Below are 14,806 nucleotides of genomic sequence, written 5' to 3' on the forward strand. Positions count from 1 at the left end.
AATGTCAGAAGTAAATCTTCCACACGACCACGGACAGAATATTGAAAAAGTTCTTGAAAGAATGCCAGACACAGATGAATGTGTAGTAGTGGCAGAAGTATTCAAGCAGATAAGTGATGGAAGCAGAATCAGGATATTATGGCTTTTATGTCATTGCGAGGAATGTGTAAGTAATATCGCGGCAGCTATGAATATGAGTGACCCTGCGGTTTCACATCATCTTAAGCTGTTGAAAAAGAGCGGGCTTATAACAAGCAGAAGAGAAGGTAAAGAGATATATTATAAGCTTGCGGATAGTGAGACGGCACAGCTGCTTCATCATATAATAGAGGAGATGTTCAGGATTACTTGTCCGTTGAATTGATAATCTTCCATGGTGCTGCCGTAGGTGTGGGGTGGCAGACGGACGTTGCGAAGGCTGTTTATTGCCGCTGGACACGTTCGCACTGCTTGCAGCCGTAGCGGACACGTAAGCGGCTAAAGGACAGCCGCTAAGTGCCGACGGCTGCAAAAGCACCCAGCTTGTAATATAACACGCCTGCACAACTGGGGTGCGACAGACGGCGGGATGCGATCGGGAGATTATTAATTTAACGAGGGGGGGGGCGGTGTTTGGCTGGAGTAGTGTAATGAGAGATGGTTGTAATAATTAGCGGTGGCTTTTTGGCTGCCGCTTTTTTGTGTGTTTGGTTATAGGTAAAAACTATAATGTGTTATATTTATTAGGAATAATATCTACTATTGACTTGGTAGGTTAATGGCTGTAATATAATGACAACGATAACAAACACATATATGAATTATATGCTAAGACTTATTAGACAATAGATATGGAGGATATTATTATGGCAAAGAAACATTACGAAGACAGAAATCTTAAGTTTGAAACATTACAGTTACATGTAGGACAGGAACAGCCTGATCCAGTTACAGATGCAAGAGCAGTTCCAATCTACCTTACATCATCATATGTATTCCATAACAGCCAGCACGCTGCTGACAGATTTGGTCTTAAAGATGCAGGTAACATTTACGGACGTCTTACTAACCCAACAGAAGATGTATTTGAAAAGAGAATTGCAGCACTTGAAGGTGGTGTAGCAGCACTTGCAGTTGGTTCAGGAGCAGCAGCACTTGCATATGCTTTCCAGGCACTTGCACACGCAGGTGACCATATCGTAGCAGCTAAGAATATTTATGGTGGTACATATAACCTTTTGGCACATACACTTCCAGATTATGGAATTGAAGCTACATTCGTAGATCCATTTGATTATGATGCTATCGAAGCAGCTATCAGACCTAACACAAAGGCAGTACAGATTGAAACACTTGGCAATCCTAACTCAGAAGTAGTAGATATTGAAAGAATAGCTAAGATTGCACACGCACACAACATTCCGCTTGTAGTTGATAATACATTTGCAACACCTTACCTTGTAAGACCTATCGAATATGGTGCTGATATCGTAGTTCATTCAGCAACTAAGTTCATCGGTGGACACGGTACAACACTTGGTGGTGTAATTATAGACAGTGGTAAGTTTGACTGGGTTTCAGCAGCAGATAAGTTCCCTTGGTTAGTAGAGCCAAATGTATCATATCACGGCGTAAGCTTTGCAAAGGATACAGCTCCAGCAGCATTTGTTACATACATCAGAGCTATCCTTCTTCGTGATACAGGTGCTACAATTTCACCTATACATTCATTCATTTTCCTTCAGGGACTTGAAACATTATCACTTCGTGTAGAAAGACACGTTGAGAATGCATTAAAGGTAGTTCAGTACTTAAAGAATCAGCCATTAGTAGAAAAGGTTAACCATCCATCTATCTCAACTAATGCTGAGCAGCAGGAACTTTACAAGAAGTACTTCCCTAACGGTGGTGGTTCTATCTTCACATTTGAAATCAAGGGTGGAGCAGCAGAAGCACAGAAGTTCATCGATAACCTTGAGTTATTCTCACTTCTTGCAAATGTAGCTGATGTTAAGTCACTTGCTATACATCCAGCAAGCACAACTCATTCAGAGTGCAACGAAGCAGAACTTCTCGACCAGGGAATTAAGCCTAACACAATCAGACTTTCAATCGGTACAGAGAATATTGATGATATTATCGAAGACCTTGATGAGGCATTTAATGCTATTCAGGAATAATAATTAATAATAAAATCTTCTGATTAGATAAGTAGAATAGGACACGGGTATTATGCTGTAGTTCAATCTCAGGATTGGATATGGCGGATATCCGTGTTTTGTTGTGTAAGGTTGGAAAGTTGTTAGAAAAGTGTTGAAACTTGTATCATATAGTGCTACAGTTTATATAAGAAATTTTTTAAAAGACACGAAAGGGGTTTTTAACAATGATTTATGCATCACTTAATGCCAAGAAAGGCAATTATCAGTATCCAGCAGCTATTGCTACAGCTTTAGAGTTTCTTGCTAAGCCAGAAACAGCAGAGCTTCCAGTGGGAAGATATGAGCTTGACGGAGATAATATTTTTGTACTTATTCAGGACCAGACAACAGCTCCAGTTGAGAATAAGAGAGCAGAAAGCCATAGAAATTATATCGATATCCAGTATCTTTTCACAGGAAAGGAAGTACAGGGCTATTCACCACTTCTTCCAGGTGTTACAGGTGAAGAACCAGCAGGTAAGGATAATATTTTCTATGATACTGTAGAGAATGAGCAGTTTGTTACATTACATCCGGGTGAATTCACAGTATTCTTTACTAATGATATTCATCGTCCTAACTGCACAATGGATGAACCAGTTAACATTCATAAGGCAGTTGTTAAGATTAAAGAAAGCCTCATTAAGTAATTGACAGATTATATACAGAATATATAGCTTTTTATATGAGTATTGTGACCTTTTGGTTGCAGTACTCATTTTTTGTACTTTTCTTAATAAATAATTGAAATTTTATTAAGAATGAATTAGAATATATTAAAATTAGAATAGTGATAATATAGTAAGGAGAGATATGTATGTTTAGTCAGTTATTTGGAAAATATCTTGTGGACAATAAAGTTATTACTAAGGAACAGTTGGATGAAGTTATTAGCAAGATGGAAAATGTAAGGGCAAAGCTTGGCTTTATTGCTGTATCAGAAGGTATTCTTACTAAGGAAAAGGCTGAGGAGATTAATATTCTCCAGACACAAAAGGATGCTAAGTTCGGTGATATAGCGGTTGAAGAAGGCTATATAACTAAGGAACAGCTAGAGGATATGCTTAATAAGCAGGGAAGCACTTATATCAAATTTATGCAGGTGCTTGAAGAGGTAAGTGGCCTTTCACAGAACGATATTGAAACACACATTGAAGAATTCAGAAAGAGCATTGGTTTTGCACCTGAAGAACTTGAGGCTTTAAAGAATGATGATATTGATAAGATTGTGCCTATGTTTGCATATGCTTCAAAGCCATATATAACAGATATTGCGGCACTTGCATTAAGAAATATTACAAGATTTGTTACAAGCAATTATTATATTGGAAAGATTGAGCATGTAAATAATTTTGAATATAGGGCATTTGCTGGACAGAGATGTGAAGGTGATGTTAATTCAGTGATAGGTTTTGCTGTAAAGAATGACCCACAGGCATTTATTGATATTGCAAAGGGATATTCTAAGTCAGATGATTTCCAATTCGGACTTGAAAGCTACGATGCAGTAGGTGAATTCATTAATTGTATAGATGGACTTTTCTCATCAGCATTATCTAATGAGAATATTGATATCGAAATTCTTCCTCAGTTCGCATATGAGAATCAGATTGCCAAGGGTAATGCTTATGTTCTGCCTATATATATCAATGGCTGTGAAGTATCATTATATATTGCTGTAGATAGTGATGTTACTATAGGGCAGATGCCTGTAACAAGAAAGCTTGCTGTTAAGGCTGGTTCGGTAGACGAGGGTGATAAGCACACAGTTCTTATTGTAGATGATTCAGGTATGTCAAGAATGATGTTAAGAAATATTCTTGAAGATGCTGGATATTGTATAGTTGCAGAAGCCTCTGATGGTCTTGAAGGTGAGCTTGCTTATAAGCAGTATGCTCCGGATGTTGTTACGCTTGATATTACAATGCCTAATATGGATGGTATAGAGTGCCTTGAGAAGATTATGGACTATGATCCGGATGCTAATGTTATTATGATAACAGCCGCAGGACAGCAGAATAAGGTTATTAAGGCACTTAAAGAAGGTGCTAAGAAGTTCATTACTAAGCCTTATAATGTTGAAGATGTATTAAAGAACATTGGAGATATGGTTGAATAATATTAAACTTTCTATTAAAGTCTGTTAAATAATTATAAAAATAGACTGGTCAAAGTTAATAAATGTATGTTATAATCGAGTGTAAACGCTATATAAGCATACGTAATAATTTAAGAAACGGAGACTTAATAATGGAAAAGTTTTTTAAGGTAAAAGAACACGGCTCAACAGTAAGGGTTGAAGTTCTTGCCGGTATCACAACGTTTATGGCAATGTCGTATATCCTTATGGTTAATGCAGGTATGTTTTCTGCACTTCCAGAAGTATCCTACAATGCTATATACATTGCTACAGCTCTTTCAGCAGTTGTTGGAACATTTGCAATGGCATTTCTTGCTAACCTTCCGCTAGGTCTGGCATCAGGTATGGGACTTAATGCTTTTTTCGTGTATACAGCCTGCTTTAATTTTGGGTTAAGCTATGCTAACGCACTTGTATTAGTTCTTTTAGATGGTATTGTATTTATTATTCTTACAATAACAGGAATAAGAGCAAAGCTTTTTGCTGCTATACCTGACGCAGTAAGAATGGCTATACCAGCTGGTATCGGTCTTTTTATTGCATTTCTTGGTTTACAGAATGCAGGACTTATTGTTAATGATGAGTCAACACTTGTAAATCTTGCTTCATTTAATGTACTTAATGGTAATGCAAGCTGGGCAACAATTATGCCAAAGATTGTAACTATAGCTGCTCTTGTTATAATAGCAGTTCTTTCAGTAAGAAAGATTAAAGGTTCAGTACTCTGGGGTATTCTTGGTGGAACAGTTATTTACTATGTATTAGGATTTACTATACCAGGCTTTTATGATGGATTTTTTGAGGGAATGACTCTTAATCCATTTGCTGCATTTGGTGACTGGGCTTCAATGTCATTTGGCAAGGTATTTACACAGGGATTTGATTTCTCACATTATCTTGCTAATCATACAACAGCAGACCTTGTACTTATAATTGCTACAACAGCTCTTGCTTTCTGTATGGTAGATATGTTTGATACTCTTGGAACACTTTATGGTGCATGCTCAAGAGGTGATATGCTTGATGAGAATGGACAGGTTCCTAATTTTGAGAAGGCTATGTTATCAGATGCCCTTGCAACTTGTGTAGGTGCTGTATGTGGTACATCTACAGTTACAACATTCGTTGAGTCATCATCAGGTGTTGCAGAAGGTGGAAGGACAGGTTTATCATCATTCACAACAGGATGTTTGTTCTTTGTGGCAATGTTCTTAAGCCCTATAGCAGCATTAATTCCAGGTAGTGCTACAGCAGCAGCTCTTATATACGTTGGTGTACTTATGATGGGTGGTGTAGCTAAGATTGACTGGAATGATATATCAGTTGCAGTTCCAGCATTCCTTACAATTGCATTTATGTCATTTGCATATAATATAAGTTATGGTATTGCATTTGGTCTTATATCATATATTCTTATAAAAGTATTTTCTGGCAAGTCTAAGGAAGTTAAAGCATTTACATGGGTAATAGCTATATTATTTACCCTAATGTTCTTCCTTACACATTAATCAGATGTAGAATATAAAAAATATATTAATATATGCCAGATTGGTGTCGGTTATTCACTTAAAGTGTGACCGGCACCAATGTAGCAATATGGGATTTACTAATTAACAATATTATATATGAATAAGATGTGATTTTAATTGAAATATATTAATAACAGAAGTATCGGTTGATTAATTAAGGTTTAATTGAAATGGTATTTATAAGGAATACCGATTGATTAAGAATTGAAAAGAACGTAGAGAGGAATAGAGAGTTGTATGGAAAAGCTTAAAACCTATTTAGAAGCACATAAGTTAATAACGGACGGAGCATTTGGTACATATTACTCAAGAGTTTATGATACTAATGAACTGCCAGAGTCTGTTAATATTACTATGGGCAGACGTGTCACAGATATTCACAAAGAATATATTAATGCAGGGGCAAAGCTTATAAGAACCAATACATTTGCGGCTAATACTGTTAATCTTGAATGCAATTTTGATGAGGTTAAAGCTAATATAAAAGCAGCTGTTGCCAATGCAAGACAGGCAGTTAAGGAATGTGGCAGGGAAGTATATATTGCCGCAGATATAGGTCCTATACCTAATGATAATCTTTTTGACAAGCAGACAGTAGTAGATGAATATGTAGATATTGCGAAGGTATTTCTTGAAGAAGGAATTAATGTATTCGTGTTCGAGACATTTGCAGATTTATCTAATATATCTGATGCCATAGATTATATAGGAAGTGCTGCGACTGGTGGAATTAATATAGCAGATAGTGTTGTGACAGACAGACCATTTGTTATAACACAGTTTGCAATCAACCAGTTTGGATATAGTAATTGTGGACTTAGTTCGTCTAAGCTAGTTAAGCTTGCAGATGATAATCCGTATATCGATGCTCTAGGATTTAACTGCGGAATTGGACCGGGACATATGGAACAGTTCATATTAAAGGAACGCCGTCATACTGACAAGTATTTAAGTGCACTTCCTAATGCAGGTTATCCTCAGGCAGTCAGCGGACGTATGATATTCTCTGACAAGAATATGGATTATTATTCTGATAAAATGTGTGAATTGTTAAATGCAGGTGCTGATATAATCGGCGGCTGCTTTATGACACAGCCAGCATTCTGTGATGAGGATATAGAAAGAATTGCCACAATAAAAAAAGAAACAGGTGCAAGAATTCTATGTGGAATAATGCCGTTAGTGAGCTTTAAGAATGCTTCATTTATGAAGAATGAGATGACAGGCATTAATGTAACTGATGAGGTTCTGTTAAGATACAGACCGGATATGACTAAAGAAGAAGGAGAACAGGCAGGAATTGATTTGGCTGTTGAAATTATTAATAAATCCATCGATATAGTTGATGGATATTATTTCTCTTTCCCATTTATAAGAGTACATATGCTTGATAAAATAATTAAACAGTCAGAACTATATGTTAATAACTAGATATATAAGACATATGGAGGCGGGGAATTATGAATGAGACACAAGTTAAACATTTTATAGTTATGGAAAGACAAAAAGGTACAACAATAGAAGAATTAATATTCATTCTTCACGATAATGGTGTGCCAGAATATGAGATATCTAATTATCTTGAAATTTCAATTAAATATGTTGAGGAAATCTTAAGTGATTATTAATAAATGAAGCGGTATTAATGGTTGCAAATAAGGCATTTTGGGGATATAATCTATTAAAAGCACAGTTAATGGAGGAGTCTTATGGAAGTATATGAGATGCCTATTACGGTTGAAGAGTCAAGGAATTATCACAAGCTGTTATATCAGTTAAAAGCACTTAATCTTGTTGAATGGATTAAGACTTACATATTTACGGTTATATTTAATATGATATTTGCATTTGTTATATTTACATTTTCAACAAATTTAGCATTATATATCTGGAATAATGTACCAATGGGTATTAAGCTTCTATTATTTGTTGTTGTATTCTTTCTTGTAGCATTGCAGAGATCTAAGAATATGCAGTTAAAAGCTATGTTACAGAAGTATTTTATTAATAATATTCCTCAGGAATTCTTATCAGGTGGAATACAGTTAAAGAAGATTAAAGTATCAAAGAATTCTTTAAAGGTGTATTATAGAAGATTTCACACACAGGATTTCCAATGATATTTCAGAATTGTAAAAGCTCCTTTTTGAATAAGAAAGGGGCTTTTAATATGCACAAGAATGGAGATAATATATGAGTTTATTAAATGTTGAACATCTTACACACGGATTTGGTGACAGAGCGATATTTGATGATGTATCGTTTAGATTATTAAAGGGTGAACATATCGGACTTGTTGGAGCTAATGGTGAGGGAAAGTCCACATTTATGAATATAATTACAGGAAAGCTTATGCCTGATGAGGGCAGGATTGAATGGGCTAAGAATATTAAGGTGGGATATCTTGACCAGCATTCTGTACTTGAAAAAGGAATGACTATAGGTTCTGTAATGCGGCAGGCATTTGATGATTTATTTGTTATGGAAGAACGAATGAATGAAATCTGTGACAAGATGATGGATGCAGATGACGAGCAGATGACTGAATATATGGAAGAATTAGGTACAATTCAGGATATGCTTACTAATCACGATTTCTATATGATAGATGCTAAGGTTGAAGAAGTTGCAAGGGCATTGGGGCTTTTGGAGCTGGGACTTGATAAAGATGTAACAGATCTTAGTGGTGGACAGAGAACTAAGGTTTTATTAGGAAAGCTGCTTCTTGAAAAGCCTGATATTCTGCTTCTGGATGAGCCTACTAACTATCTTGACAAGGAGCATATTGACTGGCTTAAAAGATACCTTTTAGATTATGAGAACGCGTTTATATTAATATCACACGATATTCCATTTCTTAACAGCGTTATTAATATAATATACCATATGGATAATCAGCAGCTTAACAGATATGTTGGTGATTATTATAAGTTCCAGGAAGTGTATGAGATGAAGCAGGCACAGATGAAAGCAGCCTACGACAAACAGCAGAAAGAGATTGCTGATTTGAAGGATTTTGTTGCAAGAAATAAGGCCAGGGTTGCAACAAGAAATATGGCTATGTCAAGACAGAAAAAGCTTGATAATATGGAGATGATTGAGTTAGCCAAGGATAAACCAAAGCCAGAATTCAATTTTAAAGTTGCTAGAACTTCCGGCAAATATGTATTTACAACTAAAGATCTTGTAATCGGATATGATGAGCCTTTATCAAAGCCTCTTAATTTCGAGATGGAAAGAGGTAAGAAAATAGTACTTACAGGTGCTAACGGAATTGGTAAATCTACATTGTTAAAGAGCCTTTTAGGTTTAATTAAGCCTTTATCAGGTGAGGCAGTAATGGGTGATTATCTTGAGATAGGATATTTTGAACAGGAGATGCCACCTGATATTAACACAACCTGTCTTGAAGAGATATGGCAGGAATTTCCTGGTTTTACACAGTATGAGGTAAGGTCAGCATTAGCCAAATGCGGACTTACAACTAAGCATATTGAAAGCAAGGTAAGAGTGTTAAGTGGTGGTGAACAGGCAAAGGTAAGATTATGCAAGCTTGTAAATAGGGAGTCTAATATTCTTGTGTTAGATGAGCCTACTAACCACTTAGATGTAGATGCCAAGGAAGAACTAAAAAGAGCACTTATAGAATACAAAGGAAGTATACTTATGGTATGCCACGAGCCAGAGTTCTATGACGGACTTGCAACAGACGTGTGGGATTGCAGTGAGTGGACGACAAGACTTTAAGTATAAGGAAATGAGGTGTGGACCGTGAAGATAGGTATATTTGATTCAGGAATTGGCGGCTTATCACTGCTTCATCAGGCAATGATAACATTGCCTGAAGTTGATTATGTATTTTATGCAGATGTTGATAATGTGCCATATGGAGAAAAGACTACAGAACAGATAAGAGAGTATGTAGACAGGGCAGTTGATTTTCTTGTATCAAAGGGCTGTAAGGCAATAGTGTTAGCGTGCAACACAGCTACTAGTGCAGCCATTACATTTTTAAGAAATAAATACCAGATTCCAATAATCGGCATTGAACCTGCAGTTAAGCCAGCCTGTGCACATAACAGGGGTAAGAGGATAATGGTTGTTGCAACTCCGGTTACGGCTAAGGGAGTGAAACTTAAAAATCTTATTATGAAGTATGATATAGACTCAAAGGTAGATGTTATTGCACTTCCTAAGCTAGTAAGATTTGCACAGCAGGATGAATTTAATTCAGCAGAGGTTATGAATTATCTTAACAATCAGTTTGCAGGACATAACTTTAATGATTATTCAGAACTTGTGCTTGGCTGTACACATTTTAATTATTTCAAAGATTCATTTGCGAAGCTGTTTCCGGATGATATTGAGATAATAGATGGTAATATCGGAGTATCTAATTACTTAAAAAATATACTTATAAAGAATGGGGTTCTTGATAATAATAATGATAAACTGTGTGGAACGGTGGAATACTATTATTCTGGAAGAGCAGTTGACGATAAGGAACTGGAACATATTAAAATGCTGCACCGCAGACTTGAGGTTATGCGTAAGATTTAATTGTGGGGAATGATTAATGCAGAATAACCATATGTATATAGCAATAGATTTAAAGACATTTTATGCATCTGTGGAGTGTGTCGAAAGAAATTTAGACCCACTTGATACCAATCTTGTAGTTGCTGATCCCCAAAGAACCGAAAAGACGATATGCCTTGCCGTGTCACCATCATTAAAGGCTTTCGGAATATCAGGGAGGGCAAGGCTTTTTGAGGTTGTACAGAAAGTCAAGGAGGTCAATGCACTAAGAAAGAGCAGGTTAAGAAACAGGCAGTTTACAGGAAGTTCATATAGTGCAGAAGAACTTAAGAATAATGAGTCTTACGAGCTTTCTTATATAATTGCACCTCCAAGAATGTCTTTATATATGAAATACAGTACACAGATATATAACATTTACCTTAAATATGTTGCACCTGAGGATATTCATATATATTCCGTTGATGAAGTATTTATTGATGCCGGAGCTTATCTTAATACTTATAAGATGACACCGCACCAGCTGGCTATGACTATGATTAAAGATGTGCTTGAGTCGACAGGAATTACAGCAACGGCAGGCATAGGAACGAATCTATATCTATGTAAGATTGCTATGGATATAGTTGCCAAGCATATTCCAGCAGATAAAGATGGTGTGAGAATAGCTGAGTTAGACGAACGAAGCTATAGGGAAAAGTTATGGGGACATAAGCCTATTACAGATTTCTGGAGAGTGGGTACGGGATATGCTTCCAGACTAAAAGAGTATGGTATGTATACAATGGGCGATGTTGCGAGATGTTCGCTTGGCGGTGAGCAGGATTTCTATAATGAGGAACTGCTATATAAGCTGTTTGGGGTAAATGCAGAGCTCCTTATTGACCACGCATGGGGTTATGAGCCGTGTACAATAGCTGACATTAAGCAGTATAAGCCGGAAAGCAACAGCATATCATCGGGACAGGTACTTCACTGTGCATATGATTATGAAAAGACAAGACTAGTTGTATGTGAGATGGTAGATCTGCTTATGCTTGACCTTATAGATAAAGGACTTGTGACAGACCAGCTTGTGCTTACAGTTGGATATGATATAGATAATATATCCACCGGAAGAAGTGTAGGTGAGTATAAAGGCGAGGTTGTAAAAGACAGATATGGCAGGAAGATACCAAAGCACGCTCACGGAACGGCTAATCTTTCTCGTTATACAGCTTCAGTTGCACTTGCTACGCAGGCAGTTACCAGACTGTATGATGATATAGTAGATAAAAGGCTTTTATCAAGACGAATTAATATAACGGCTAATCATGTCATAACAGAAAAAGAAGCAGTTAATAAGAATTCTTCTTATCATCAGATGGATTTATTCACAGATTTTATTAATAAAGATGATAATGAGGAAGAAAGTGCTAAGCTTGAAAAAGAGAAGAAAGTCTTAAAGGCTATGGTTGATATTAAGAAAAAATATGGTAAAAATGCAATTGTCAGAGGAATGAATCTTAAAGAAGGTGCGACAGCTATGGACAGAAACAGGCAGATTGGCGGTCATCACGAATAAAGCTGATAATTGGGAGATGAGAAATATTGTGAATGGATATGAAGATATAATTAATAAATCCCGTCCTGTAAATAACAGGCATAAAAGAATGTCTAATTATGAGCGTGCTGCTCAGTTTTCTCCATTTGCTGCACTTACCGGACTTGGAGCAGCTATATCAGAAACAGCAAGGCTTACAGATGAGAAAATAGAACAGGACGAGGAACAACTTAATATTCTTAATAATAAATTCGCCATATTACGAGCAAATATAGCCAGCCAGCCGGTTGTAACCATAACTTATTTTGTTAAAGATTTAAGAAAAGATGGCGGAGAATATGTTACAATAAGCGGCGTAATTAAAAAGATTGATGATTATCAGAAAATTATAGTTATGCAGGATAACATAATTATTAGTATTGATGATATCGCAGACATAAAATCAGATATATTTAACAGAATTATATAGAATATACTTTGAGGTAAAGATAATGAAACAGAGAGTACCATTTTATTATAACGAATTTGGATGTATAACAAGCAAATGTAAGGATAACTGCTGTATAGGCGGCTGGGAGATAGACATAGATGATGAAACCTATGAGCGTTATAATAATATGACAGGTGAGCTTAAACACAAGATTCTTGACAGCATAACACAGAATGAAGATGAGGAGTATTGCTTCAAATTATGTGACGGCAAATGTCCTATGCTTGATGATAATGGCTTATGTGAAATACATAAAAATCTTGGAGAAGATTATCTTGGTGTTGTATGTAAGCAGTTTCCAAGATATTCGGAATATTATGGTACAATAAAGGAATCAGGAATTGGTCTTGCCTGTGAAGAAGCAGCAAGGATTATATTGTCTGAAAATCGTCCTTTTAGTATGGAAACTGCTGCCTGTGATGAAGAATATGAACCGAGTTCAGAATATGACAGTTCATTTGCGTTGCAGATATTCGCGGCAAGAGAGGCTGTATTTAAGATATTAGCCAAGGAAAGCCTGTCAATACACGAAAAGCTGATTGTCATACTTGATATGGGAAGTAAAATCCAGCAGTGTATTAACACTGATGAGTATGATAATATTAAATCTGTTGTTAATGATTACCTCAAAGAAGGAATTGCCCATACTTTAGATGAAACAAGAAATCTAAGCGACAGCGGACAATTTGAGGATATATCATTACAACAGGGTATAAGACAGATTTTGTATCCTTATGAAGAAATGGAAGTGCTTAATCCTGAGTGGGAGGTCATACTTAAGGATATTATTGACAGCCTTTTTGAGCAGATGAGTGATGAAGAATACAATATACTCAATGAGGAATTTGGAACTTATATGGTTTCAAGGGCATATGAATACAGACAGCTTTTGGAGTATTTTGTGTTCAGATATTTTGCAAAGTCAATATATGATTATGATTTCCTTGGCAAATGCCAGATGTTAGTAACTAATTTTTTTGTTATAAGACAGATGGATATTATAAGGTGGTTGGATAACCACAGAGAGTATTCTTTCAAGGATAGAATGGATGTAGTGCACATTTTCTCAAGACAGGTTGAATATTCAGAAGATAATATAGAGAACCTTTATGAAGACTTTATTTTTGATGATATTTTCAAAACTGACAGTTTAATTGCTATTTTATGGATTGACAGCGAAAACATATAGGACTAATATGTAAATATATTTTTGAAAGGTTAGGGTTTTGGCGATGATTAAAGAAGCAATAGCTCAGTTAGTTAAAAGAGAAGATCTCACATCAGAAGTTATGGAACAGGTTATGGAAGAGATAATGACAGGAGAGGCTACAGATGCACAGAAGGCTTCATTCCTTACAGCATTATCAATGAAAGGTGAGACAATTGACGAGATTACATCAGCAGCTAAGGTATTACGTTCACACTGCGAGCGTTTCCTTAATGATATGGATGTGCTTGAGATCGTAGGAACAGGTGGAGATGGTTCTAATACTATCAATATATCTACACTCTCATCAGTTGTTGTATCTGCCGCAGGAATACCTGTTGCAAAGCATGGTAACAGAGCTGCTTCAAGTAAGTGTGGAACAGCCGATTGTCTTGAAGCACTTGGTGTAAAGATTGATTGTGCTCCAGCAAGAAGTGCCCAGATATTAAAAGATATTAATCTTTGTTTCTTATTTGCACAGAAGTATCACCCAGCAATGAGATTTGTTGGTGCTGTAAGAAAAGAGATGGGTATAAGAACATTATTTAATGTACTTGGACCATTAGCTAATCCAGCAGGTGCTACTATGCAGTTATTCGGTGTATATAGCGAAGAACTTGTTGAACCACTTGCACATGTATTAAGAAATCTTGGTGTTAAGAGAGCTATGGTTGTATATGGCAGAGATTCTATGGACGAGATTTCTCTTAGTGCAGAGACTAAGGTATGTGAATTCAAGAACGATGAATTCAAGTCATATGTTATTAAGCCAGAAGATTTAGGACTTACAAGATGCAATAAGGAAGATCTTGTTGGTGGAACACCACAGGAGAATGCAGCTATCGTTAATGATATATTAGGTGGTGCTAAAGGACCTAAGACAGATGTTGTATTACTTAACGCTGGTGCAGCTATATATCTTGCTTCAGACGGAATTACATTAAAGGATGGTATTGAGAAGGCAAGAGAGATTATTGTGTCAGGCAAGGCTAAGAAACAGCTCAAGGAGTTCATTGAAGAAACTAACAAATAATATTAAGTATTAATAAACAGACAGCCTCTTAAAGGATTGAAAATATCTTTTAAGAGGCTTTTTTAGTGATAATCAAGGCTGGCATAATATATAATTAGAAAAATGGGTTACAAAATATAGAAAATATAGTAAAATAATATAAAAT

General features: G+C 36.1%; 14 protein-coding genes. All 14 read left to right on the forward strand.

Annotated features, from left to right (window positions below; all coding sequences use genetic code 11):
• The first annotated feature begins 1 nt into the window (after nucleotide 1).
• The 14 genes from C7390_RS04290 (at nucleotide 2) to trpD (ending at nucleotide 14,661) form a co-directional block, all read left to right on the forward strand.
• Entirely contained in the window at nucleotides 2-364 is a 363-nt protein-coding gene (locus C7390_RS04290; protein ID WP_022502816.1) for an ArsR/SmtB family transcription factor, read from the forward strand.
• Between the two features lie 481 nt (nucleotides 365-845).
• Nucleotides 846-2,159 carry an O-acetylhomoserine aminocarboxypropyltransferase/cysteine synthase family protein gene (locus C7390_RS04295; RefSeq protein ID WP_116443666.1) on the forward strand — a complete coding sequence of 438 codons (1,314 nt, stop codon included), beginning with the start codon at nucleotides 846-848 and terminating at the stop codon, nucleotides 2,157-2,159.
• Nucleotides 2,160-2,365: 206 nt separating this feature from the next.
• The gene (locus tag C7390_RS04300) at nucleotides 2,366-2,830 is read left to right on the forward strand and encodes a YhcH/YjgK/YiaL family protein (RefSeq protein ID WP_116443667.1); all 465 of its coding nucleotides are present in this window, start codon (nucleotides 2,366-2,368) and stop codon (nucleotides 2,828-2,830) included.
• A gap of 167 nt (nucleotides 2,831-2,997) precedes the next feature.
• Entirely contained in the window at nucleotides 2,998-4,299 is a 1,302-nt protein-coding gene (locus tag C7390_RS04305; protein ID WP_082421590.1) for a response regulator, read from the forward strand.
• Nucleotides 4,300-4,430: 131 nt separating this feature from the next.
• The gene (locus C7390_RS04310; RefSeq protein WP_022502812.1) at nucleotides 4,431-5,828 is read left to right on the forward strand and encodes an NCS2 family permease; all 1,398 of its coding nucleotides are present in this window, start codon (nucleotides 4,431-4,433) and stop codon (nucleotides 5,826-5,828) included.
• A gap of 258 nt (nucleotides 5,829-6,086) precedes the next feature.
• Nucleotides 6,087-7,280, forward strand: coding sequence for a homocysteine S-methyltransferase family protein (locus C7390_RS04315; protein WP_116443668.1), 1,194 nt, complete (start codon nucleotides 6,087-6,089; stop codon nucleotides 7,278-7,280).
• A 29-nt stretch (nucleotides 7,281-7,309) separates the two neighbouring features.
• A complete protein-coding gene (locus C7390_RS13600) occupies nucleotides 7,310-7,477 on the forward strand; it encodes a hypothetical protein (protein ID WP_156331052.1) in 168 nt (55 codons plus the stop codon).
• 81 nt (nucleotides 7,478-7,558) lie between these two features.
• A complete protein-coding gene (locus C7390_RS04320; protein WP_090139536.1) occupies nucleotides 7,559-7,969 on the forward strand; it encodes a hypothetical protein in 411 nt (136 codons plus the stop codon).
• A gap of 73 nt (nucleotides 7,970-8,042) precedes the next feature.
• A complete protein-coding gene (locus C7390_RS04325; protein WP_022502795.1) occupies nucleotides 8,043-9,596 on the forward strand; it encodes an ABC-F family ATP-binding cassette domain-containing protein in 1,554 nt (517 codons plus the stop codon).
• A gap of 24 nt (nucleotides 9,597-9,620) precedes the next feature.
• On the forward strand, nucleotides 9,621-10,409 hold the full coding sequence (gene murI, locus C7390_RS04330; protein ID WP_022502794.1) for a glutamate racemase: 789 nt from the start codon (nucleotides 9,621-9,623) through the stop codon (nucleotides 10,407-10,409).
• Between the two features lie 16 nt (nucleotides 10,410-10,425).
• The gene (locus C7390_RS04335; protein ID WP_116443669.1) at nucleotides 10,426-11,952 is read left to right on the forward strand and encodes a Y-family DNA polymerase; all 1,527 of its coding nucleotides are present in this window, start codon (nucleotides 10,426-10,428) and stop codon (nucleotides 11,950-11,952) included.
• A 28-nt stretch (nucleotides 11,953-11,980) separates the two neighbouring features.
• A complete protein-coding gene (locus C7390_RS04340; RefSeq protein ID WP_242854129.1) occupies nucleotides 11,981-12,400 on the forward strand; it encodes a YolD-like family protein in 420 nt (139 codons plus the stop codon).
• Between the two features lie 22 nt (nucleotides 12,401-12,422).
• Nucleotides 12,423-13,610, forward strand: a complete 1,188-nt coding sequence (fliB, locus tag C7390_RS04345) for a flagellin lysine-N-methylase (protein ID WP_022502791.1) — start codon at nucleotides 12,423-12,425, stop codon at nucleotides 13,608-13,610.
• Nucleotides 13,611-13,653: 43 nt separating this feature from the next.
• Nucleotides 13,654-14,661, forward strand: coding sequence for an anthranilate phosphoribosyltransferase (gene trpD, locus C7390_RS04350; RefSeq protein WP_022502790.1), 1,008 nt, complete (start codon nucleotides 13,654-13,656; stop codon nucleotides 14,659-14,661).
• Nucleotides 14,662-14,806 lie beyond the last annotated feature (145 nt).

The organism is Bacteroides galacturonicus (assembly GCF_003096855.1).
GTDB classification, from domain to species: domain Bacteria; phylum Bacillota; class Clostridia; order Lachnospirales; family Lachnospiraceae; genus Lachnospira; species Lachnospira rogosae.